This window comes from Pseudomonas batumici, from assembly GCF_036585405.1.
GTDB classification, from domain to species: Bacteria; Pseudomonadota; Gammaproteobacteria; order Pseudomonadales; family Pseudomonadaceae; genus Aquipseudomonas; species Aquipseudomonas batumici.
Genome location: NZ_CP144470.1, coordinates 4,920,444 through 4,944,321 on the forward strand (window position 1 = coordinate 4,920,444; position 23,878 = coordinate 4,944,321).

The window sequence follows — 23,878 nt, forward strand, 5'->3', positions numbered from 1 at the left end:
GGGGGATGGCGAAAGGCGTACATGCTGTGACAGTAATCTCCTCTGTTGACCTTTTACCACCGGGCTTAATCTAAACCCATCGCTGCTACGCAAGGATGCGTGCAGGATCACGGATGATCGACCCAGGCCATGGAGGCCGCCGACAGGATGTCGGAATGCTTTGGAGAAAACCCGCTTCGGCGGGTTTTCTTTTATCTGTGGATGACCATCACGTACAGGGACGCACACGCATGGGCAGATGCCTGGTCTTCGTTCTATTCCTCAGCGCCTCCTGCTCGGCGTTCAGTGCCGACGCCTACAAATGCGTAGGTCATGATGGCAAGGTCAGTTTCGCCGCGCAGCCCTGCGCGCCGGACCAGGGTGTGTCCAGCTGGCAGGCCCGCACCCAGCGCACGCAGCTCAAAAGCGTCTCGGCCGATGAGGCCAAGCCCGACAGCATCAATCAGCGTGCCACGCAGATCCTCCAGGCGGGTTATCGCACGCACATCACCTACAAGGTCAAGATCGTTCCCGCGCCCGGGCAGAAAGCCCCCTGAGCCATCCTGTCGCGGGAGTGAAATTGTCCGGCAATTATTTCAAGTTGTCGTACAACGTGCCGATAGCCTGCCAACTCTGGAGCTACGGGCTGGGGGTCGCTGACCCGAAGCCATAACAAAAAGGCGGTCGTCATGTTTCTTCGTCAACTGAATATCGCACCTCGCGCCGCGTTGGGTTTTGCCTTGATCGCCGTGCTGGTGGCCTGGCTCGGGGTGTTCGCCCTGGGCCAGATGTCGAACATCCGCGACGGTGAGTTGGCGGTGGAAAACCAATGGCTGCCGAGTATTCGCGGCGGCGACGAGATCCGCGAGATCATGTTGCGGATCCGTACCATCTCCCTGCGCATGGCCCTGGACCAGGACCCGAAGAACATCGCGGTGTACCGTGGCCAGATGGACGTCCGCGACAAGGAATTGAGCGAGCGGATCGCCGCCTACGACAAACTGGTCACCACCCCGAGGCCCGGGTGTTGTACGACCAGTTCAAGACGACCTTCACCGCGTACCGTGCCGGTATTGCCCAATCCTTCACCCTGGCCGAGCAGGGCCGGCGCGACGACCTGATCAAGCTGCTGCTGGTGGACATGAAGACCGTGGTCGACGGTTCCGGCAAGCAACTGACCGACCTGGCCGACCTCTTTGCCAAGCAGGTGGCGGCCGAGAGCCAGAAGTCCGAGGCGCATTACAGCCGCTCACGGATGATTGTGATCCTGTTCATTGTCCTGGCGGCCCTGGCCACCGTGGGGCTGGCGATGCTGCTGACGCGCAGCATCGTCAAACCCCTGGGGCAGGCCCTGAATGCGGCGCAGAATGTGGCGCGCGGTGACCTGACCCAACGCATCGAAAGCCACGGCGACGATGAGGTCAGTCACTTGCTCGAAGCCCTGGCCACCATGCAGCAGACCTTGCGCGACACCTTGCAGGGCATCAGCGGTTCGGCGACCACCCTGGCCACGGCGGCGGACGAACTGAATGCGGTCACCCAGGGCAGCAACGAGGGCCTGCAACAGCAGAGCCATGAAATCGAACAGGCGGCCACGGCGGTCAACGAAATGACCACGGCAGTGGAGGAGGTCGCGCGCAATGCCGTCTCCACCTCCGACGCCACGCGCCAATCCAGTGAATCGGCGCGAGTCGGCCAGGAACGGGTGAGTGAAACCGTCGGCGCCATCAGTGCCCTGTCCGGGGATGTCGAGCGCACTGGAGAACTGGTGCGCTCCTTGGCCGATCAGTCGCAGGGTATCGGCAAGGTACTGGAGGTGATCCGGGCCATTGCCGAGCAGACCAATCTGCTGGCGCTCAATGCCGCCATCGAGGCGGCCCGGGCCGGGGAGAGCGGTCGCGGTTTCGCGGTGGTGGCCGATGAGGTGCGGGCCCTGGCCCATCGCACGCAGCAGTCAACCCAGGAAATCGAGCAGATGGTGTCCGGCATGCGCAGTGGCTCGACCCTGGCCCTGGAGTCCATGCACACCAGCAGCACCCGGGCCGCCAGCACCCTGGCCTTGGCCGAACGGGCCGGCGAGGCGTTGCTGACCATCACCGCCTCGGTGCATGAAATCCACGAGCGCAACCTGGTGATCGCCAGTGCCGCGGAAGAACAGGCCCAGGTGGCCCGGGAAGTCGACCGTAACCTGGTGAACATTCGCGACCTGTCGCTACGCTCGGCGACGGGGGCCGATCAGACCAGCGCCGCCAGCCATGAATTGTCGCGGCTGGCGAACTCGTTGCAGGGCATGGTGGGGCGCTTCCGGGTGTGAGCCCGGCTCAGGCCTTGTGCTGTTCCTTCGCCTTGGCCCGTAGATGTCGCGCCAGGGCGATCCCCCCGACGACGATCACCACGCCGACCGCGATGGGCAGGCGATAGGGTTTGAGATCGCCCAGCAGGCTCTCGAGAAACTGCCCGGCCCAGTAGCCGGCACTGGCAAAGAGCGCGGCCCAGACCAGCGCCCCCAGCAGGTTCATCAGACTGAAGCGCAGCGGCGACAGCCGGCTGGCGCCGATCACCATCGGACCCACCAGGCGCATGCCATACAGGAATCGCACGGAGAAGATCGACGTCAGCGGATGGCGTTGAATCAGTCCGGTCACCCGTTCTATGGCGGCTTGCTGGCGATGCAGGCGTGGCAGCAGGCGGGCGCCGAAGTAGCGGCCGATCCAGAACAGTGCCTGGTCTCCCAGCATCCCGCCGAGGCTGGCCCAGAAGATCACCAGCGGCAGGTGCAGGGTCTGCTGGTGCGCCGCCACCCCGCCGAGAATCAGAATGGTTTCCCCTTCCAGCAGGCAGCCGATGAACACGGCCAGGTAGCCGTAGGTGGCGAGCAGGTTATTGAAGTCGATGTGTTCGAACATAGGCACTCGCAGGTTCCTGTAGCGATGTGTGATAGGTGATCAGACGGTTTGTCGCGTCAACCATGCCCGATTTCGTCAACGCTTGCCCCACTGCTGCAGCGCAAAGTCGACGAAATAGCGTAGCTTGGGCAACCGGTAACGATCCTGGGCGTAAATCAGGTTCATCGGTCGGCAGGGGAGCTTGTAAGTCTCGAGGATCGGCACCAGTCGCCCGCTCCGCAGATCGTCATGCAGCAGCACGTCGGGCAGCATCACGATGCCCATGCCGGTCAGCGCGGCCTGATACAGCCCGGCGGAACTGTTGATCGTCATCGGCCCGCTCACCGGGACCAGGATCTCTCCCGCAGGGCCCGTCAGGCTCCACAGCTTTTCCGCCGAGCGCCAGTCATCCCCCGCGGGATAGGCGAATGCCAGGCAGTGGTGATGGCTCAGATCCGCAGGCTCCAGCGGCGTGCCGTGGCGTTCCAGGTAGGCGGGCGCCGCGCAGATCGTCAGGGCATAGTCTTCCAGCGGTCGGGCAATCAGGTTCGACGGTTCGATGGCGCCCAGGCGAATCGCCACATCGAAGCCATTCTCGATCAGATCCATGCGGTCGTTGGTCAGCACCACATCGAGTTTGACCTGTGGATAAAGCTGCGTGAACGTATTCAAGGCCGGGGCCAGGCTTTCCGAGCCGAAGGTCAGCGGCGCGGTGATTCGCAGGGTGCCGCTGGGGTCGCCGAGGGCCTGTTCCGCCAACTGCTCGGAGTCGGCCACCAGCCCCAGCACCTCAAGGCAGCGCTGATAGTAAGTCGCGCCGAACTCGGTGAGGCGCTGGCGTCGCGTCGTCCGACTGAGCAGGCTGACACCCAGCCGTTGCTCCAGCGCGCGCAAATGATTGCCGACCATGGTCGTGGACATTTCGCACGCCCGCGCGGCAGCCGTCATGCTGCCGGCTTCCACTACCTTCACGTACACCGACATTGCCTGGAAAAGGTCCATTATCAAGCCCGGCTTTAAAATGTTTAAAGTAAGTCGGCGTTTATCCAACTCAGGTGGCTAACGATACTAAAAAAAACACCACGATGCCTGGAGCTCGACGCCATGACCGCTACTAGCCTGATGACCACCTATCAACCGCTGGACCTGGGTTTCGTCAAGGGGCTGGGCACCCGCCTATGGGACCGCGAAGGGCGCGAGTACCTGGACGCGGTGGCGGGCGTGGCGGTGACCAATATCGGTCATTCCCACCCGCGCCTGGTGAGTGCGATCTGCGAGCAGGCCGGCCTGCTGCTGCACACCTCCAACCTCTACAGCATCGACTGGCAGCAACGGCTGGCCCAGCGCCTGACCCGGCTGTCGGGCATGGATCGGGTGTTCTTCAACAACTCCGGCGCCGAGGCCAACGAAAGTGCGCTGAAACTGGCGCGCCTGCACGCCTGGCACAAAGGTATCGAGAAGCCATTGGTGGTGGTCATGGAAAACGCCTTCCACGGACGCACCCTCGGCACCTTGTCCGCCAGCGATGGCCCGGCGGTGCGTCTGGGCTTCCATGAGCTGCCGGGGGACTTCATCAAGGTGCCGTACGGCGACCTGGCGCTGCTGCACAGCATTGCCCGCAGCCACGGCCAGCGGATCTGCGCCGTGCTGATGGAGCCGATCCAGGGCGAAAGCGGTGTGCAACTGCCGCCGCCGGGCTACCTGAAAGCCGTACGGGACCTGTGCAAGCGGCGCTCCTGGTTGCTGATGCTCGACGAAATCCAGACCGGCATCGGGCGTACCGGCCAGTGGTTCGCGTTCCAGCATGAAGGCATCGTCCCGGACGTGATGACCCTGGCCAAGGGCTTGGGCAACGGCATTCCCATCGGTGCCTGCCTGGCGCGGGGCAAGGCGGCCGAACTGTTCACTCCGGGCAGCCATGGCAGCACCTTCGGCGGTAACCCGCTGGCCTGTCGGGCGGGTTGCACCGTGCTCGACATCATCGAGGAGCAGGGCCTGGTCGCCAATGCCCGGCAGCAGGGTGAGCGTCTGCTGGCACGGCTACGGGCCGAACTGGGCGACTGCCCGCAGGTCCTGGCGATACGCGGGCAGGGCTTGATGATCGGTATCGAACTCCGGCAGCCGGTGCGTGAGCTGGCCCTGATCGCGGCCCGGGACCAGGGCTTGCTGATCAACGTGACCCGGGGCAAGGTCATCCGCCTGTTGCCACCGCTGATCCTGGACGAGCACGAGGTCGAGATGATTGTGAAGGGCGTGTGTGAGGTGTTGCAGCCGGAAAAAACCGGGGTAATGGCGAAAGGCTTACAGAGCGGGCCAGCAATCGCCTCTATGAGTGTTTGAGCGGCCGCCTTAATCTAGCTCCATCACTGCTGCGCAAGGATGTGCACAGGATCAGGGACGATCGACCATAGCCAGGATGGCAGCCGACAGGACGTTGGAATGGTCAGAAGAAAACCCCGCTTCGGCGGGGTTTTCTGTTTGGGTCGGCAAAAGCGGCGATGCCGGGTCACGACCGGGGTGACCACGACTTCAATTGGAAATCACGTTCTTGCCGGCGCCCTTGGCGCGATACAGGGCCTGATCGGCCCGGCCCATCAGTTCCGCCATGGCTTCGTCGGCGCAACGTTCCACCACCCCGAAACTCATGGTCAGTGAACTCGGGCCCAGGGGCCTGCAGTGCAGCAGGCGCTCGCGCATCTGTTGCGCCAGGTTCATGGCGACGGCAATCGGGCTGTCGGGCAGGACAATCATGAATTCGTCGCCGCCCCAGCGCGCCAGCAGATCGGTGTCGCGCAGGCAGCCCTGGAGCGTTTGCGCCACCTCGACCAGCACGGTGTCGCCACCTTGATGCCCGTGCTGGTCGTTGATCCGCTTGAAGTCATCGATATCCATGGCAATCAGCGACAGCGCCTGGCGAAAGCGCCCGGCGCGCTGGCACTCCCTGGACAGGATCTTTTCCAGGCGATAGCGGTTGGCGACCCCGGTCAGTGAGTCGCTCTCGGCCAGGCGGCGGTTTTCCTCGAGCTGGGCCTGCAACTGCCGATTGACCCGGGACAACTCGGCCGTCCGCTCGGCGACGATGGCCTCGAAGGACAGGGTGCGCAGTTCCAGTTGTTCGAGCAGGCGCCGTTGGTCTTCGAGGCTACGGTGGGCGCCGATCATGCGGGCGACAGAGCCGTCGGGGTTGCGGGCGATCACATAGCCGCGGTCTTCAACCAGGATATAGCGGCCGCTACGGGTTCGGCAGCGGTACTCGGCGTGATAGCCCAGGGTGCGTTCATTCAGGTGATCGTCGAAATGGGCCATGACCCGCGAGTAGTCGTCGGGATGAATCACGCTCTCCCAGGCGAAGACGCTGTTCGGCAGGGAGTTGGGCAAGTAACCGAGCATCTCGTACCAGCCGGGGCTGCGGTAGACCAGGCCGGTATTGGCGTTCCAGTCCCAGACGCCATCGCTGACCAGCTCGAGGATCGCATGCACGACGTCGTCGTTGATATCACTGAGTGGGGTGTTCCAGGGGCCATTGTGGGTGGTGTCGACCATCGCTGCTCACTCCTTTGGCATTGATTGGGGTGTCACGGGCCAAAAGCTGGGACGCGAGGGTCTATGGCAGGGTAATACTGTACCGTTTATTGTGGGAAATATAGAGGTAAGCGGGTCGGTAGGGCTGACCTCGAAACGCACCAGCCCCTTTTCATTCGCCGCCGCTCCCATTCAGCGGCGGATTGTCATTGCTGGACTACGCTGTACCCCGCAAACGCCGTCTGCTGCTGAATCGCCGTGATGATGTTCTGGCGGGTCGCCGGCTGTTCGTTGCCCTCGTTATCCACAAAGGTCTCGCTCAGCAATTCGGCCAGGTCGCCGTGTCCGGCAAAGGCAAAGCCGAGGAATTCGAACGCCTCGCGATCGGCATTGGCCTTGGTGCGCGGTGTACGCAGCGGGAAGGTGACGCTGACGTCTGCCTTGCTGATGACGAATACCGGCGCCTCCTTTTTGCTGCGCGCGGCCTTGCCCTTGCCGGCGCCGGGGTTGCTCACCGCCTGGTGAGTCTGGTTCAGCACCTTGAGCGCCAGGCCATAGACCAGTTCCTGGAACGCCGGGTCGTCCTTGTAGCTGGACAGGATCCGGCTGATCGGGAATTTCGTGCTCAGGTCTTCCAGGGCCGCGATGTCGGCAGCCTCGGCGTCCTTGAGTTGCTTGAGCTGGCCCATGAGTTCGTAGGCTTTGTCGTCGTCGAAACGGTCGTGCGCCTGGCGGATCGATGCGCGCAGTTCGCGAATCTGGTCGCTTTCTTTCGAAGTGTGGAAGGCGTCGAGGACCATCTCGCTGATGGTCTTGGCCTGGGACACATGCTGGGAAAGATGGATGGCGTTTTCGTATTCGCGCTTGGCGGACAAGGAGGTTACGGCTTCATCGGTATGGGAATCAGGCATCGAAATTTCGCTATTTCAGTGTCGTTTGACTGGGGTGAGGCTCGAAATGCCCTGGGCATTTCAGGGCGCCTAATCTATTGGACCCACGCACCGTTGTCACGGCTCAACCGGTCGGCGGCATCGGCTGAGGCAAATTTACTCCTGATAATGAAGGGGTTGGGCGGTTTCGCCAATTTATTGGCGAGTGTCAAAATTTTTATGATAAAAATCTATTGGACAACAAAATAATGACACTATCAAATTGATATCGCGTGGGGAAGGAGCAATTGGGAACCATGGGCAATGGAATGTGCGAATTAGGCGTGTGCTTGTCCCCCTACATTTGAGTTGAACCTGATTGTACGAAGGGATACCTACATGCACCGTTCGGATGACATTGCAAATCTGTTCAATCGATTTGGGGGGAGTGTCGAGAGCTATCGGGAAATCGAACCCGGCTACGACTACATCGAAGACGCTGTGGAGCCATTCAACCTTGGCCTGGACACGGCGCAACGAGCCTGCGAAATCCCGGCGCCAGAACCTCAGGCTTCCCACCTCGTCCCACAGCCGGCCGAACCCTTGAGCGTCATCGCGTCGTCTCCCACGCCGCTGAGCCGGCTGCTGGTGGAAATTGAACAACAGCGCGCTGGCGTGTCTGTCGAGCGTCCCGTTGGGCACGCTGCGCCAAGGCTCAAGGCCAAGGTGATCGTGGTTGTCTCGGCCAAGGGCGGGGTGGGCAAGAGCACCCTGGCCGCTGCCTTTGCCTGTGCGATCAAACGCTCCGGCGGGCGCACGCTCGCGCTTGACCTGGACCCGCAGAATGCCTTGTGCCTGCACCTGGGCGGCAGCGAGGACTGGCCGGGTATCGCCGCGTCCGACAGCGTTGACGAAGATTGGCAACCGCTGATTCGCAAAGGCTTCGCCGGTAGCCGTTGCCTGGCGTATGGCGTCGCCGGCGAGCCGGTTCGTCGGTCCCTGGAACACTGCTTGGAAAACGATCGTCTCTGGCTGGCCCGCAATTTGGCGCAGCTGGCCCTGGATGAGCAGGACACTGTGGTCATCGACACCCCGCCAGGGGCGACGGTGTACCTGGCCCAGGCCCTTGAAATCGCTGATGTCGTGCTGGGGGTGACACTGGCCGATGCGGCCGCCTACACCAGCCTCAACCAGTTGGACCGGCTGCTGGCGCCCTACCTGCAACGGGAAAACCCCGCGCAATACAAAGTCGTGATCAACCAGTTGGACACGTCCCGCCAGTTCAGCCTCGACCTCTGCGAAGTGCTGAAGAAAAGAACAGGCCATCAGCTGTTGGGGGTGATCCGCCAGGATCATTTCATCAGTGAAGCCCTGGCGTACGAGCGCAATCCGCTGGCGCATACCCCAAGCACCCGAGGCTGTCAGGACGTCCTCGACCTTACAGGTTCGCTGTGCGAACTGCTCATGCACGGTACGCAAGAGTCCTCTTTGTCATGACCCGCGATCCAAACCTTACGCCCCATCCCCCGGGGCGCTCCGAACTGCGCCTCAACGCTTGGCTGGCACGCTTCAATCAATGGCCGGCGGCATTGCGCAAGACACTGATCCTGGGCAGTTCGCTGCTGGGCGGGTTGTTGCTGCTCAGCATCGTCAGCGCACCGCTGGACCTTTACAGCCAATGCCTGTTCGCCGCGCTGTGCTTCGGCCTGGCCTTGCTGGTCAAGCGCGTGCCGGGACGTTGGCCGATCCTGTTGCTGATCGTGCTCTCGCTGGTCGCCTCGCTGCGCTATATGTACTGGCGCCTGACCGAGACCCTCGGTTTTGACGGCTGGCTGGACATCGCCTTCGGCTATGGCCTGGTGCTGGCGGAGCTCTACGCCCTGGTGGTGCTGCTCTTCGGTTATGTGCAGACCGCCTGGCCCTTGCGCCGGCGGCCGGTGCTGCTGACCGCTGACCCCAGCGACTGGCCGACGGTGGACGTCTTCATCCCCACCTACAACGAATCCTTGAGCATCGTGAAGCTAAGCATCTTCGCCGCCCAGGCGATGGACTGGCCCAAGGACAAGCTGCGGGTGCATGTGCTGGACGACGGCCGTCGCGACGAGTTTCGAAGGTTCTGCCAGAGCATCGGCGTCAACTACATCACCCGTGGCGATAACGCCCACGCCAAGGCCGGCAACCTCAATGCGGCCCTCAAGGTGACCGATGGCGAGTACATCGCCATGTTCGACGCCGACCATGTGCCGACCCGCTCCTTCCTGCAGATCGGCATGGGCTGGTTCCTCAAGGACCCTAAGCTTGCGATGTTGCAGACACCGCACTTTTTCTTTTCGCCGGATCCGTTCGAGAAGAACCTCAAGACCTTCCGCGCCGTGCCCAACGAAGGCGAGCTGTTCTACGGGCTGGTGCAGGATGGCAACGACCTGTGGAACGCCACCTTCTTCTGCGGCTCCTGCGCCATCCTGCGGCGCCAGCCTCTGGAGGAAATCGGTGGCGTGGCGATTGAAACCGTCACCGAGGATGCCCACACCGCCCTCAAGCTCAACCGGGCCGGCTACAACACCGCGTACCTGGCGATCCCCCAGGCGGCGGGTCTGGCCACCGAAAGCCTGTCGCGGCATATCAGCCAGCGTATCCGCTGGGCCCGGGGCATGGCGCAGATCTTCCGCCTGGACAACCCGCTGATGGGCAAGGGTCTCAAGCTCGGCCAACGGATCTGCTACGCCAACGCCATGCTGCACTTTTTCTATGGCTTGCCGCGCCTGGTGTTCCTCACCGCGCCCCTGGCGTACCTGATCTTCGGTGCGCAGATCTTCCACGCTTCAGCGTTGATGATCACCGCCTACGTGCTGCCGCACCTGTTCCATTCCAACCTGACCAACTCCTGTATCCAGGGACGTTTCCGGCATTCGTTCTGGAACGAGGTCTACGAGACGGTGCTGGCCTGGTACATCATGCCGCCGGTGCTGATGGCGCTGGTCAAGCCCGGCTTCGGCGGTTTCAACGTCACCGACAAGGGCGGGATCATCGACCAGCAGTTCTTCGACTGGAAGCTGGCCCGGCCCTATCTCGTCCTGCTGGTGCTGAACCTCACCGGGCTGGGCTTTGCCGTCCACCAATGGATCTGGGGCGATCCTGACACGGCGATCACGGTGCTGATCAACGCCCTCTGGACCCTCTACAACCTGATCATCACCAGTGCCGCGGTGGCGGTGGCCAGTGAGTCGCGGCAGATCCGTGCCGAGCCGCGGGTGGGCGCCGAATTGCCGGTCAAGGTCGAACTGCCCGATGGCTCGTCGGTGCATGGCGTGACCCAGGACTTCTCCCAGCGCGGGCTCGGCATCAAGTTGCCGGTGGGCACCACGGTCACGGCGGGTGAGCGGGTGCGGGTGACGCTGTCCCGCAGTGCCATTACCTGCGAGTTCGACACCACGGTGGTGTTCAGCAAGGGACAGTACCTGGGGGCGCTGTTTGACCCGTTGACCCTGCGCCAGCAAAGCGAGCTGGTGCGCATGACCTTTTCCCGCGCCGACACCTGGGCCACCAGTTGGGGCAGCGGGAAGCTCGATACACCGCTGTCGGCCTTGCGTGAGGTCAGTGCCATCGGCCTGGCCGGCATGGGCACGCTGGTCAAGGCGCTGTTGCTGCCGGTGCGTCAGCGTCGGGTCGACCCGCAGGCGTCTGCGCGCCCGGCTCCAGCTGTCAGGAAAAAGGCTTCTTTGAAACCGCTCGAACCACTTATGGACAAGTCATGACCCACACACCTTTGACCCGCAGCGCTTTGCGTCACACACGTCGTTCGCTCATGCTCCTGGCTTCGTCCGCGCTGTGCCTGGGTGGGCTGGTCCATGATGCCTGGGCCGAGACCGCCGCCGCGGTACCTGTCGTGCCGGCCAACGTCGTGCCGGCCAACGTCGCGCCGCAAGCGCCGGCCGACAGTTACAGCCACAGCCTGACCCTCAAGCAACTGGGGCGCCTGGACACCATGAACCTGCAGGGCGTGGAAGCGGCCGACAGCGTCAGCTTCAACATCCGCGCCGACGAGGTGGTCAACAGTGCGCAATTGTTGCTGCGCTACAGCTATTCGCCGGCGTTGCTGGCCGACCTGTCGCAGATCAACGTGCTGGTCAACGATGAAGTGGCTGCCAGCCTGGCCCTGCCCAAGGACGGCGCCGGCAAGCCGCAAGAGCAGGTGGTGAATATTCCGGCGCACCTGATCACCGAGTTCAACCGCCTGCGCCTGCAGTTCATCGGGCACTACACCATGCAGTGCGAGGACCCGCAGCACAGCAGCCTGTGGGCCAAGATCAACAACAGTTCGCAGCTCGAACTCAACGTGTCGCCGATCCCGCTCAAGGACGATCTGTCGATCCTGCCACTGCCGTTTTTCGACCGTCGCGACGCGCGCCCATTGAACCTGCCGTTCGTGTTTGCCAAGGCGCCGGATCCTGCCGCCCTGGAAGGGGCCGGTGCGCTGTCGTCGTGGCTGGGGGCCCTGGCGGCTTATCGCGGGGCCCGTTTTACCGGCAATGTGGGACAGCTGCCGGACAAGGGCAACGCCATCGTCCTGGTCGAGAGCAAGGACGCCGTGCAGCTGGGTGGGCTGACCATTCCCGCACCGAAGGGCCCGACGGTCAGCCTCGTGAGCCATCCCGGCGACTCCCACGGCAAGGTCCTGGTCGTCGCCGGCCGCGACGGCGCCGAACTCAAGCTCGCGGCCTTGGCGGTGGCCCTGGGCAACAAGGCGCTGGTGGGCAACAGCGTGGTCATCGAGCGTCTGGATTCGCTGAGCCCGCGCAAGCCCTATGACGCGCCCAACTGGCTGCCGTCCGACCGGCCGGTGAAGCTCGGCGAACTGCTCGATCCCAAGCTGCTCAGCGTATCGGGCTACAACCCAGGCTCGATCAGCGTGCCGCTGCGCCTGCCGCCGGATCTGTTCCACTGGCGCGACGAAGGCGTACGGCTGGACCTGAAATACCGCTACACGCCGCAGCAGGCGTCGAGCAATTCCGCGTTGCTGGTGAGTCTGAACGACACCTTCATGAAGTCGATGCCCCTGCCTTCGATGAAGAGCCTGGGCGGTGGAGAAAGCCTGCTGACGCTGTTGCAGAAGGACGAAAGCCTGCCCCGCGAAGCCACGGTACGGATCCCCTTGGGCTCCGCCGGCGCGCAGTCGCTACTGCAACTGCGGTTCATGTTCGACTACATCAAGCAGGGCGAATGCCGCGACATCATCATCGACAACATGCGCGGGTTGGTCGACCCGGATTCGACCCTCGACCTGAGCGGCTACAACCACTACATCGCCTTGCCGAACCTGGGCGTGTTCAACGACAGCGGCTTCCCGTTCACCCGCCTGGCCGACCTTTCGCAGAGCGCCGTGGTGCTGCCCGATGGCAGCGGGTCGGCGGAGTGGGGCGCCTACCTGACCGTGCTCGGTCGCTTCGGCGAGTCCACCGGCTACCCGGCCACCGCCGTGCAGGTGGTGACGGCCGCGGAGGTGCGCTCGGTCAGTGACAAGGACCTGCTGGTGCTTGCCTCGGGCGACAACCAGCCTTTGCTCAAGCTGTGGGCCGACCGGTTGCCGGCCGTTGCTTCGGGAGAAAACCACAGCTTCTCGTTGTCCGACCTGACCTTGCGCGTGCGCCAGTGGATCAGCCCGGACGCCGAGGCCAACCAGCGCAAGCCGACCTTGAACCTGAGCTACAGCGGTCCGCGCAGCAGCACCTACCTGGCCGGTTTCGAATCGCCGCTCAAGTCCGGCCGCAGCGTGGTGGTGATTGCCAGCGGCAAGCCCGACGGGCTGGCCGAGGCCTCGGCCGCGATGATCGGCGGCGACGCCTACAAGGACAGCCTCCAGGGCAGCCTGGCGGTGGTGCAGGGGACGCAGATCACTTCGCTGGTGGCCGACGAGCAGTATTACGTCGGCGAGCTGAACCTGTTCAAGCGCGTGCAATGGCTGTTGTCGCAGAACATGCACTGGATGCTGCTGGTGACCGTGGCGGGACTGTTGCTGGTGGCCAGCCTGCTGTTCCTCGCCCTGCGTGCCCGTGCCAGGAAGCGCCTGTCATGATCCTGCGCACACTCGTGTTGTCCTTGGCGCTGCTGGTGCCGATGGCCGCGCGGGCCGAGTCCTGCTCATTGCAGAACTGGCCGCTGTGGAAAGACTACGCCGAGCGTTTCGTGCAGAAGGACGGGCGCATGCTGGGGTCGAGCATGGACCCCAACCAGAGCAGCTCGGAAGGCCAGGCCTACGGGATGTTCTTCGCCCTGGTCGGCAACGATCCGCTGACCTTCGAGACACTGTGGCACTGGACCCGCGACAACATGGCCGGCGCCGATATCGCGCAGAATCTGCCCGGTTGGCTGTGGGGAGCGACGAACACCGGCACCTGGGGCGTGCTCGACCGTAACTCGGCCAGCGATGCCGACCTCTGGATCGCCTATGCGCTGCTGGAGGCCGACCGCCTGTGGCACAAGCCCGAGTACCGCAGCGATGCCCGGCGGATTCTCGACAACCTGGACAAGACCCTGGTGCGCAACATCCCGGGCCTGGGCAGGATGTTGCTGCCGGGCCCGGTCGGCTATGAGCACCCGGACCAGCTCTGGCGCTTCAACGCCAGCTATACGCCGATCCCGCTGTTGCGGCGCTTCAGCCTGGAGAGCCCGTCCGGCGCCTGGAAGGAGATCGCCGAAAGCACTGCGAAGATGATCGCCGACAAGAACATGAACCGTTTCGGCTTCGTGCCCGACTGGGTCGGCTACCGGGGGACGGACGTCAACAAGGGCATGTTCGTGGTCGACAAGTTCACCTCGGCCCAGGGCAGCTACGACGCCATCCGCACCTACCTGTGGGCCGGCCTGACCTCACCCGCGGACCCGCTGGCCAAGCCGATCCTCGACAGCCTCGACGGCATGGCCCAGTCCGTCGCTTCCACCGGCGTGCCGCCGGAAAAGGTCCAGGTCGTCACCGGCGTCACCGAGGGCATCGGCCCTTACGGTTTCTCTGCGTCCCTGGTGCCCTACCTGCGGGCCAAGGGCCTGCCGTTGCTGGCGGACCAACAGCTGCGCATCGTCGACGAGGCCATCGCGCACTACCGCAATCCCGCCGATCCGGCCTACAACCAGCACCAGTACTACCACGTGATGTTGAGCCTGTTTTCACTGGGCTGGAGCGAAAAACGTTATCAGTTCAACAAGGACGGTACCTTGAAAGTGTCCTGGGAGGCTCCATGCGCCAGCAAACCCTAGCCCTGGCGGTGTGTGCCGCGCTGGTCGCCCTGCCGGGCCTGGCCGCCGATATCGGCACCCCGCAGTCGCTGCTGATCCAGCAGGGTTACTACTGGCAGGCCAAGGAACATCCCGACCGGGCCGCCGAAGCCTGGAGCAAGCTGTTGAACCTGGCCCCCGAGCAGCCCGACGCGCTCTATGGCCTGGGCCTGATCGACCTGCAGCGCAAGCGCCTGGACGGTGCCCGCCAGTACCTGGCCCGGTTGCAGGCGATCAAGCCGCTGCCGCGCCTGGCCCTGCAACTGGAGCAGGACATCGCCCTGAGCCCGGACGACAAGCAGCAACTGCTGGAAAAGGCCCGGCAACTGAGCGATGCCGACGAGCGCGACAAAGCGGTGGCGGTGTACCGGCAATTGCTCGACGGACACCCGCCGCAAGGCCTGATCGCCCGTGAGTACTACAACACCCTGGGCTTTGCCACCGGTGGTTGGCCCGAGGCCCGCGCGGGCCTGGAGCGGCTGCGTCGGGAGCGCCCCGACGACGCGATCCTCGACCTGTTCCTGGCCCTGCACCTGGCGCGCAACCCCGACAGTCGTGCGGAAGGCATTCGCGCCCTGGCGCGCCTGTCGCACAACCCGGACATCGGCGGCAACGCCGACGAAACCTGGCGCTTCGCCTTGCAATGGCTGGGGCCGCCGTCCCGCGACCAGGTGTCGTTGTTCCAGCAGTATTTGCAGGCGCACCCCAGCGATAACGAGATCCGTGCCCTCATGGACAAGGGCATCGCCCAGGGTCGTGGCGGTGCCGGCTGGCAGCGCGACCCGCAGGTGGCGCGCGGTCTCAAGGCTCTCGATGGCGGTGATATCGCCGCTGCCGAACAGGCCCTGCAGGCCCGTCTCAAGGAGCGCCCCAACGACTACGATGCCCTCGGTGGTATGGGCATCGTGCGCCAGCAGCAGAAGCGCCTGGGCGAGGCCGAAAGCTACCTGGTGCAAGCCACCCGCCTGCCGGGCGGCGCGCAGTGGAACGCAGCCCTCGAGGACGTGCGCTACTGGATCCTGCTGGACAAGGCCGGCGAGGCCCAGCGCGGCGGTCGCCAGGCCCAGGCCCGCGAACTGATCGAACAGGCGATTGCCAAGAATCCCGCCGAGCCGGCCGGTCCCACGGCCCTGGCCAACTGGCAGGCCCAGGCCGGGCAACTGGACGCCGCCGAGGCCGGTTACCGGCAGGTGCTGGCGCGCACGACGAATTATCCGGAGGCGCTGGCCGGGCTGATCAACGTACTGTCCCGGGGCGGCAAGTCCGACGAGGCGTTGCGCCTGATCGACGGATTGTCGGCGGCGGACCAGGCACGCCTGGCACCCAGCGTGAAAATTCGTGCCCTGCGCGCCATTCAGGTGGCCAAGCTGGCCGAACGTCGCAGTGATCTGGCAGCGGCGCAAAAGGCCTACAAGGACGCGCTGGCCGACGACCCGAAAAATCCCTGGACCCGCTTCGCCCTGGCCCGTGTCTACCTGCGTGACGGCCAGACCCAGGTGGCCCGCGACCTGATCGACGAATTGCTCAAGCAACAACCCGATCAGCCCGACGCGCTCTACACCAGTACCTTGCTCTCGGCCGAACTGGGTGAGTGGAGCAAGGCCAAGCGCACCCTGTCGCGGATCCCGCCGGACAAGCGCAGCCGCGACATGAATGAGATGGAGCTGGATATCCGTTTGCATCTGCAGACCGAGTTGGCGGTGGACGTGGCCCGCCGTGGCCAGCGCCAGGAAGCCTGGGCCCTGCTGTCGCGCTGCGAGCCGCTGGCCGGGCAGAAGCCCGAGCGGGTTGCCGTGCTGGCGGCGGCTTATGCCGAAGCCGGCAACCCGCAACAGGGCGTGAGCCTGATGCGCCAGTTGCTCGACAAGTCGCCGTCGACCCCCGACCTGCAATTGCTCTATGCCGGGGTGCTGCTCAAGGCCGACCAGGACGTGCAGGCCAGCGATATCCTGCGGGACTTGCAGGGCAAGCCGATGAGCGAGACCGCCAGCAAGCGCCATGAGGACCTGCTGTTCCTCTACCGGGTCAAGCAGGCCGATCAGCTGCGGGAAAAGAACGACCTGGTGGCGGCCTTCGACATGCTGTCGCCGGCCCTCAAGCAACGGCCCAACGACAGCCAGGCGGTATCGTCCCTGGCGCGCATGTATGCCGCCAGCGGCAATACGGCAAAGGCCCGGGAGCTTTATGAACCGCTGATCAAGGCCGACCCGGGCAATGCGAAACTGCAGTTGGGACTGGCCGATATCGCCCTGCAAGGACGGGACTTCGACCTGGCCGAGCAATCGGTGAAAAAGGCCCTCGAGCTGGAGCCCGGGGTGCCGCAGACCCTGACCGCTTCCGCGCGGATCTATCGTGGCATGGGCAAGACCGGCGAGGCCGGCAAGCTGCTGCGCAAGGCCATCGAGATCGAAGACAGCCAGCGCCAGGAGCTCTATGTCATGGCGCCCGCGCAAGCCCCGGCGCAGTCCGCCAACCCCTTCGTCGGCTTGCCCGGACAACGCAGTCAGGTGACCACCCTGGCATCGGCGAACCAGGTTCCGCCGCCGGTCAATGCCCCGGTCGTAGGCTTGGGCGTGGGCCTGGGCAGCGGCGACAGCGACGCGGTACCGACGGCGATCGAACGCAGGAGCGGTCTAGTGGCGGCCAATGCCTTCGACAATCCCTACGCCCGCGAAAGCACCTCGCGTCCGGCATTGAGCCCTGCGCAACGGGCCTTGAACGAGATCGTCGAAGATCGCACCGGCTATGTCGCCCAGGGACTGACCGTGCGCAGCAACAACGGCGAAAAGGGCCTGAGCAAGCTGACGGACATCGAGGCCCCGTTCGAAGTCAGCGTGCCGGTGGGCGACAACAGCGCCAGCATGGCGCTGCAGATCACCCCGGTGTCGCTGTCTTCCGGCAGCCCGGACAGTTCCAATTCCGCCCAGGCGCGTTTCGGGGCCAGCGGCCTGGACCCCGTCGGTTCGCAGACAGCCAACGGCACCGGCGTGGCCGTGGCCTACCGGGACAAGGAGCAAGGCCTCAAGGCCGATCTGGGTGTCAGCCCCGTGGGCTTCCTCTACAGCACGCCGATCGGCGGTGTCAGCCTCAATCGACCCTTCGACGGCAATTCCGATTACCGCTACGGGGTGAGTGTCTCGCGCCGGGCGGTGACCGACAGCGTGACCTCCTTTGCCGGCTCCCGCGATTCGCGCACCGGGGACAAGTGGGGCGGTGTGACGGCCAACGGCGTACGCGGTGAACTGAGCTACGACGACCAGCAAGTCGGCGCCTACGGCTACAGTTCGGCGCATGTGCTGCTGGGTAACAACGTCGAGTCGAACAACCGCTTCGAACTGGGCAGCGGTATCTACTGGTACCTGCGCAACGCCCCCGACAGCATCCTCACCCTGGGCCTGAGCGGTTCGGCGCTGACCTATGCCAACAACCAGGACTTCTACACCTACGGCCACGGCGGTTACTTCAGCCCGCAGACCTTCTTCGCCCTGGGCGTGCCGATCAGTTGGTCGCAACGCACCGAGCGCTTCACCTACCGGATCAAAGGCTCGGTGGGTGTCCAGCATATCGGCCAGGACAGCGCCGAGGTCTTCCCCGGCCACAGCGAGTTGCAACCACGGGCCACGGCCGCCGGGCTGACCGGCTACGGCAGCACCAGCAAGACCGGCATCGGCTACAGCCTCAATGCCGCCGGCGAGTACAAGTTCGGTTCGAGCTTCTTCCTCGGCGGCACCTTGGGCGTGGACAACTCCAGCGATTACCGGCAGCTCAGTGGCGGCCTGTACCTGCGCTACACCTTCGAGGACATGACCGGGCCGATGGCCCTGCCGGTCAGCCCCTTCGGCTCCCCTTATTCGAATTGACTCAACGAGGAAATGATTCATGGCTTCTTCCGTACTCGCAGGTTTGACCTTGCTCGTGATTGGCGAAAGCCACATGAGTTTCCCCGACTCGCTGATGAATCCGCTCTACGACAACCTGACCCAGCAAGGCGCCCAGGTCCACGCCATCGGTGCCTGCGGCGCCAACCCGGCGGATTGGGTCACCCCCAAGCTGAAGCTCGATTGCGGCGCGATTCGCGAGCCGGGCGAAAAGATCAAGGTGATGAGTCGCGGCACCCTGGACACGCAACCGATCAAGGACGTGATCGCCAAGGACAAGCCGAACCTGGTGGTGCTGATCATGGGCGACACCATGGCTTCCTACAAGACCACGCCGTTTCCCAAGGTCTGGGCCTACCAGAGCGTCACCGCGCTGACCAAGCAGATCGCCGACAGCGGTGCCAAGTGCGTGTGGGTAGGGCCGGCGTGGGGCAAGGCCAACGGCAGCAACACCAATGAAAACCAGTACGGCAAGAACCAGGTCCGCACCCAGTTGGTGGCGGGCACCCTGGCGAATATGGTCGCGCCGTGCACCTACATCGACTCGACCAAGTTCTCCAAGCCCGGCGAGTGGACCACCTCCGACGGCCAGCACTTCACCATCGCCGGCTACAAATCCTGGGCGGCGGCCATTGGTAAATCATTGAACGAACTGCCCGCCGAAGCGGTGAAAGGAGCAGCCAAGTGAAACGGATTTTAAATGGCGTTGGCGCCCTGGCCGGCCTGGCCCTGAGTGCGAGTGCATTCAGCGGTCCCATTGCCTTGTATCCCACCGGCCCGTCCCAGGACTCGGCCTACCTGCGCTTCGTCAATGCCGGCGACACCTCTCTGGAACTGACGCCCGAGGGCGCCAAGACCAGCCTGAAACTGGAGAATGGCCAGGCGGTCAGCGGCTTTATACCGGTGTCGGGCGGTCGGCCGATCAGGGGCACCTTGAGCCGCGACGGCAAAAGCGTGCCATTGGACGTGAAGGTGAACGCGGGCGATTTCGCCACGGTGTTCGCCCTGGTCGATGCGCGGCAGGGCATCCGGCAAGTGCTGGTCAGCGAGGCCTTCGATATCCCCAACCAGCTCAAGGCATCGCTGGCGCTGTTCGATGCCGACTCCGGTTGTAGCGATGCGCGGGTCAACCTGGCCGGGCGTGATGTCGACCTGTTCCAGAAGGCGCCTGCCGGCAACCCCCGGCGCCAGGAGCTGAATCCACGGGCATCGCTGGCGGTGCAGTTGGTCTGCGCGGGCAGCCCGGTGGGTTCGACGGTCGAACTCGGGGCGCTGGAAGCGAACAAGCGCTACAGTTTGTTATTACTGCCTTCGTCGACGGGGCCGCGCCTGATTACCGCCACGGATAGCTTGTCCAACTGAATCGGAAGCGCCCGTTGCCATGGTCTTCGCCTCGCTTGAATTCCTGACACTGTTCCTGCCAGCGTTCCTGCTGGTCTATGCCCTGGCCCGACCTGGCTGGCGTAACCTCATCCTGTTGCTGGGCAGTTGGTTGTTCTATGGCTGGTTGAGTCCGCTGTTCCTGTTCCTGCACATGGTGCTGACACTGCTGGCCTGGGTCGGTGGCTTGCTGGTGGACCGCTCGCGGGAGGATTCGCGGGGCCGGATACGCCTGTTGATCGCGCTGGTCGTGATCAACACCGCCGTGCTCTGCTGGTACAAGTACGCGAACATCCTCGCCGCGACCTGGAACCAGTGGATCACCTGGTACGGCGCCATGCCCATGGCCTGGCAGCGCGTGGCCTTGCCGGCGGGGTTGTCGTTCATTGTCCTGCAGGCGATCTCCTACCTGGTGGACGTGCACCGCCACGTGGTACCGGTGGAGCGCAGCTTCATCAACTACGCCACCTACATTTCCATGTTCGGCCATTCGATCGCCGGGCCCATCATTCGTTATGACTGGGTCCGTCGCGAGCTGAACCAGCGCTATTTCAACTGGCCGAATTTCTCCCTGGGCGCGCGCCGGTTCATGATCGGCCTGTGCATGAAAGTGCTGGTGGCCGACACCTTGTCGCCGCTGGTGGACGTGGCCTTTCACCTGGACAACCCGTCCTTCGCCGACGCCTGGATCGGTTGCCTGGCGTATTCGCTGCAGCTGTTCTTCGACTTCGCCGGCTACAGCGCCATGGCCATCGGCCTGGGGCTCATGCTGGGGTTTCACTTTCCGGAAAACTTCAACCGACCCTACCTGGCCTACAGCATCCAGGACTTCTGGCGGCGCTGGCACCTGTCGTTGTCCAGTTGGCTGCGCGACTACCTGTACATCGCCCTGGGTGGCAATCGCAAAGGTATGTGGAAAACCTACCACAACCTGTTCCTGACCATGGCCATCGCCGGGCTCTGGCATGGCGGCGACAGCTGGAACTACCTGCTCTGGGGCTCGGCCCATGGCGTGGCGTTGTGCGTCGACCGGGCCTGGTCGCGTTCCAGCCTGCCGGGTCTGCCGCTCTGGGCCTGCCATGTCGCCACCTTGTTGTTCGTCTGCCTGGCCTGGACGCTGTTCCGTTCGCCGGACTTCGCCACGGCCCTGAGCATGTACGGCGGCCAGTTCGGTCGGCACGGCTTTGCCCTCGGCGACGCCCTGGCCGTGACCTTGCGCCCGGTGCACGGACTGGCGGCGTTGCTGGGTCTGGTGTGCATTCTCGCGCCGCTGTTGCAGGCGCGGGTGGAACGACGATTCGCAGGCAACGAGCTGTTCGTGTTGGCTGCGGCCCTTTGGCCCGTGCTCGGGTTCACCCTGTCGTTCGCCCTGATCGCCAGCCGTGAAGCCGTGCCCTTTCTGTACTTCCAATTCTGATGAACCAGCCAACGCAATCCCCGTCCGTCGCCCCCACGCCACCCAGCGCGCTGGCGGTGCGCGCCAGTCCCCTGGCGGGCGTGATATTCACCCTGTTCCTGGCGTTGGGGCGTTGTCCTGCGTCTGGTTGATGATCAAGGGTTCGATCGAGTTCGTGCCCAAGGTGGTGACGCCGGACATGCTCCTGCACGGCGAAATCACCCATCGTTTCGCCAAGACACTGTCGGATGCGCCGTTGCCTGAACAGGCCGCCGACCTTGAACGCGGTGGCAGTTGGCTGATCGTCGGCGACCTCGGGCCACGGGTACGCGAAGGCTGCCCGGACTGGTTGTTCCTGAGTGACGAACTGCGACTGAACCGTAACGCGGCGGTCAATGCCCAGGCCAAGGCGCAGGCGGTGATCGAGTTGCGCCAGGCGTTGAACAAACGCGGTATCGAGTTGCTGGTGGCGGTGGTGCCGGACAAGAGCCGAATCGCGGCGGCGCAACTGTGTGCGCTCAGGCGTCCGGCCTCATTCCAGCCACGGATTGCCGGCTGGTTGGCCGGGCTGCAAGGCGCGGGCGTGGCGGCGGTGGACCTGACGCCGGGTTTGCAGGCACTGGGCGAGGGCGCCTACCTGCGCACCGACACCCACTGGAGCGAGGCCGGGGCCAGGGCGGCGGCGGGGCGGATTGTCGAGGCGGTCAGTGCCTTGAAGTTCAGTGCGACGCCGCACAAGGGCTATGAGTTGAGTACGCAAGCCAGTGCCGTGCGCCCGGGTGACCTGGTGCGGTTGGCGGGGATTGATAGGTTGCCGTTGGCGCTGCAGCCAAAGGCCGAGAGCGTGGCGACGACGCAGGTCAAGGAACGGGCCGATGCGGCAACGGGTGAGAACCTCGACGATCTGTTTGGCGATGGCAATCTGCCGAACACCGCGTTGATCGGCACGTCGTTTTCGCGCAACTCGAATTTTGTCGGATTCCTGGAGGCTGCGGTGGGGGCGCCGGTGGGTAACTTTGCCAAGGATGGCGGCGAGTTTTCCGGGGCGGCGAAAGCCTACTTCGACAGCCCGGCATTCCGGCAGACGCCGCCGAAGTTGCTGATCTGGGAGATTCCGGAGCGGGATCTGCAGACGCCGTATGACGGTGACGTGCGCTTGCCTTGAACGGTGGATGAAGGCGGGCACTTGTGGGGGATCAGCAATCCCCCGCAAGTACGTGAAAACTGACGCCTCAGCTGACGGTCCGCACCCGGCCCTTGGCCAGCCGCAGGCGGTACAGCCCATAGATGAACAGCACCCACACCGGCATCACATACACCGACACGCTGATCCCCGGAATCATCAACATCACCCCCAGGATCAGCGCGACGAAGGCCAGGCACAGGTAGTTGCTGAACGGTGTCCAGAACGCCTTGAAGCCCGGAACCACGCGTTGCTGTTCCATGGCCTTGCGGAATTTCAGGTGGGTCAGGCTGATCACGATCCAGTTGATGATCAACGAGGCCACTACCAGCGCCATCAACAGCTCCAGCGCTTCATGGGGCGCCACGTAGTTGACCACCACGCACAGCAGCGTCACCAGGGCCGAGACGCCGATGGCCCGTACCGGCACCCCCTGTTTGTTCAGTTTCATCAGCGATTTTGGCGCATCGCCTTGTTCGGCCAGGCCAAACAGCATGCGGCTGTTGCAGTACACGCCGCTGTTGTAGACCGACAGGGCGGCGGTCAGGACCACCACGTTGAGGATCTGTGCCGCCGCATCGCTGCCGATCAGGGCAAAGATCTGCACGAACGGGCTGCCGCTGTAGGCGTCGCCGGAGGCGCCGAGGGTGATCAGCAACTGATCCCACGGGTACAGCGACAACAGCACGGTGAGTGCACCGACGTAGAAGATCAGGATCCGCAACACCACCTGGTTGATCGCCTTGGGGATTACCTTGCGCGGCTCGCTGGCCTCGGCGGCGGTGATACCCACCAGCTCCAGGCCACCGAAGGAAAACATGATGAAACACAGCGCCATCAGCAGGCCGCTGAAACCATTGGGGAAGAACCCGCCATGGTTCCACAGGTTGCTGACCGAGGCTTGCGGGCCGCCGGTGCCGCTGATCAGCAGGTAGCAACCGAGGGCGATCATGCCGATGATTGCCACCACCTTGATGATCGCGAACCAGAATTCGGTTTCGCCGAACACCTTGACGTTGGTCAGGTTGATCAGGTTGACCAGCACGAAGAACACCGCCGCGCTGACCCAGGACGGCACGTCGGGCCACCAGAACTGCACGTACTTGCCCACGGCCGTGAGCTCGGCCATGCCCACCAGCACGTAGAGCACCCAGTAGTTCCAGCCGCAGAGAAAGCCCGCGTAGCCGCCCCAGTATTTGTGGGCGAAGTGGCTGAACGAGCCGGCCACCGGTTCCTCGACGATCATTTCGCCGAGCTGGCGCATGATCAGGAACGCGACGAAACCACAGATCGCATAGCCGAGGATCATCGCTGGGCCCGCGGACTTGAGTACGCCGGCAGACCCCAGGAACAACCCGGTGCCGATGGCCCCGCCCAGGGAAATCAGCTGGATATGGCGGTTTTTCAGGCCGCGCTTGAGCAAACCCGGTGTCAGGTTTTCACCCGTCATTGCTTCACCTTCTCTAGTTTTTCTTCTCGGTGTCGACCTGAGCGGGCCAGGCGTGCAACCGGTACTG

The 23,878-nt window shown here is 64.0% G+C and carries 16 protein-coding genes and 2 pseudogenes; 13 read left to right on the plus strand and 5 right to left on the minus strand.

Features of this window, described 5'->3' with window-relative positions:
- Window positions 1-230: 230 nt before the first annotated feature.
- The 3 genes and pseudogenes from NUH87_RS22415 (at window position 231) to NUH87_RS31340 (ending at window position 2,293) form a co-directional block, all read left to right on the plus strand.
- A complete protein-coding gene (locus NUH87_RS22415) occupies window positions 231-536 on the plus strand; it encodes a DUF4124 domain-containing protein (RefSeq protein ID WP_338522720.1) in 306 nt (101 codons plus the stop codon).
- Between the two features lie 132 nt (window positions 537-668).
- Window positions 669-1,162 (plus strand): annotated as a pseudogene (locus NUH87_RS31335) (MCP four helix bundle domain-containing protein); the annotation flags it as partial.
- A gap of 126 nt (window positions 1,163-1,288) precedes the next feature.
- Complete coding sequence (locus NUH87_RS31340; RefSeq protein WP_422393953.1) at window positions 1,289-2,293, plus strand: methyl-accepting chemotaxis protein; 1,005 nt, start codon at window positions 1,289-1,291, stop codon at window positions 2,291-2,293.
- Between the two features lie 7 nt (window positions 2,294-2,300).
- On the opposite strand, the gene NUH87_RS22425 is transcribed toward NUH87_RS31340, so the two are convergent.
- Window positions 2,301-2,885, minus strand: a complete 585-nt coding sequence (locus tag NUH87_RS22425; RefSeq protein WP_338526902.1) for a DedA family protein — start codon at window positions 2,883-2,885, stop codon at window positions 2,301-2,303.
- Window positions 2,886-2,960: 75 nt separating this feature from the next.
- Window positions 2,961-3,866 (minus strand): LysR family transcriptional regulator, encoded by a 906-nt coding sequence (locus NUH87_RS22430; protein WP_338522721.1) that lies wholly within the window; start codon window positions 3,864-3,866, stop codon window positions 2,961-2,963.
- Between the two features lie 102 nt (window positions 3,867-3,968).
- On the opposite strand from NUH87_RS22430, the gene NUH87_RS22435 reads away from it, so the two are divergent.
- Window positions 3,969-5,204 (plus strand): acetylornithine transaminase, encoded by a 1,236-nt coding sequence (locus NUH87_RS22435; protein WP_338522722.1) that lies wholly within the window; start codon window positions 3,969-3,971, stop codon window positions 5,202-5,204.
- 189 nt (window positions 5,205-5,393) lie between these two features.
- Here the strand turns inward: NUH87_RS22435 and NUH87_RS22440 are convergent, their stop codons facing one another.
- Entirely contained in the window at window positions 5,394-6,407 is a 1,014-nt protein-coding gene (locus NUH87_RS22440; RefSeq protein ID WP_338522723.1) for a sensor domain-containing diguanylate cyclase, read from the minus strand.
- Between the two features lie 185 nt (window positions 6,408-6,592).
- Window positions 6,593-7,297 carry a hypothetical protein gene (locus NUH87_RS22445; RefSeq protein WP_338522724.1) on the minus strand — a complete coding sequence of 235 codons (705 nt, stop codon included), beginning with the start codon at window positions 7,295-7,297 and terminating at the stop codon, window positions 6,593-6,595.
- 357 nt (window positions 7,298-7,654) lie between these two features.
- Here NUH87_RS22445 and bcsQ point away from each other — a divergent pair, with 357 nt between their 5' ends.
- From bcsQ to NUH87_RS22490, 9 genes and pseudogenes are all read left to right on the plus strand, one after another.
- The gene (gene bcsQ, locus NUH87_RS22450; protein ID WP_338522725.1) at window positions 7,655-8,752 is read left to right on the plus strand and encodes a cellulose biosynthesis protein BcsQ; all 1,098 of its coding nucleotides are present in this window, start codon (window positions 7,655-7,657) and stop codon (window positions 8,750-8,752) included.
- Window positions 8,749-11,010, plus strand: coding sequence for a UDP-forming cellulose synthase catalytic subunit (bcsA, locus tag NUH87_RS22455; RefSeq protein WP_338522726.1), 2,262 nt, complete (start codon window positions 8,749-8,751; stop codon window positions 11,008-11,010). Before bcsQ ends, bcsA begins: the two co-directional genes overlap by 4 nt.
- Complete coding sequence (bcsB, locus tag NUH87_RS22460; protein WP_338522727.1) at window positions 11,007-13,328, plus strand: cellulose biosynthesis cyclic di-GMP-binding regulatory protein BcsB; 2,322 nt, start codon at window positions 11,007-11,009, stop codon at window positions 13,326-13,328. The genes bcsA and bcsB overlap by 4 nt, the downstream gene beginning before the upstream one ends.
- Complete coding sequence (gene bcsZ / locus NUH87_RS22465) at window positions 13,325-14,506, plus strand: cellulose synthase complex periplasmic endoglucanase BcsZ (protein ID WP_338522728.1); 1,182 nt, start codon at window positions 13,325-13,327, stop codon at window positions 14,504-14,506. Before bcsB ends, bcsZ begins: the two co-directional genes overlap by 4 nt.
- Window positions 14,488-18,384: a cellulose biosynthesis protein BcsC gene (locus tag NUH87_RS22470; RefSeq protein ID WP_338522729.1), complete on the plus strand. Its 3,897-nt coding sequence runs from the start codon at window positions 14,488-14,490 to the stop codon at window positions 18,382-18,384. The genes bcsZ and NUH87_RS22470 overlap by 19 nt, the downstream gene beginning before the upstream one ends.
- 19 nt (window positions 18,385-18,403) lie before the next feature.
- On the plus strand, window positions 18,404-19,090 hold the full coding sequence (locus tag NUH87_RS22475; protein ID WP_338522730.1) for an SGNH/GDSL hydrolase family protein: 687 nt from the start codon (window positions 18,404-18,406) through the stop codon (window positions 19,088-19,090).
- Window positions 19,087-19,764: a cell division protein FtsQ gene (locus NUH87_RS22480; protein ID WP_338522731.1), complete on the plus strand. Its 678-nt coding sequence runs from the start codon at window positions 19,087-19,089 to the stop codon at window positions 19,762-19,764. Before NUH87_RS22475 ends, NUH87_RS22480 begins: the two co-directional genes overlap by 4 nt.
- A gap of 19 nt (window positions 19,765-19,783) precedes the next feature.
- The gene (locus NUH87_RS22485) at window positions 19,784-21,199 is read left to right on the plus strand and encodes an MBOAT family O-acyltransferase (RefSeq protein ID WP_338522732.1); all 1,416 of its coding nucleotides are present in this window, start codon (window positions 19,784-19,786) and stop codon (window positions 21,197-21,199) included.
- Window positions 21,199-22,343 (plus strand): annotated as a pseudogene (locus NUH87_RS22490) (alginate O-acetyltransferase AlgX-related protein). Before NUH87_RS22485 ends, NUH87_RS22490 begins: the two are co-directional and overlap by 1 nt.
- Before the next feature lie 67 nt (window positions 22,344-22,410).
- Here NUH87_RS22490 and NUH87_RS22495 read toward each other — a convergent pair.
- Entirely contained in the window at window positions 22,411-23,811 is a 1,401-nt protein-coding gene (locus NUH87_RS22495) for an amino acid permease (RefSeq protein ID WP_338522733.1), read from the minus strand.
- Window positions 23,812-23,878: the final 67 nt, after the last annotated feature.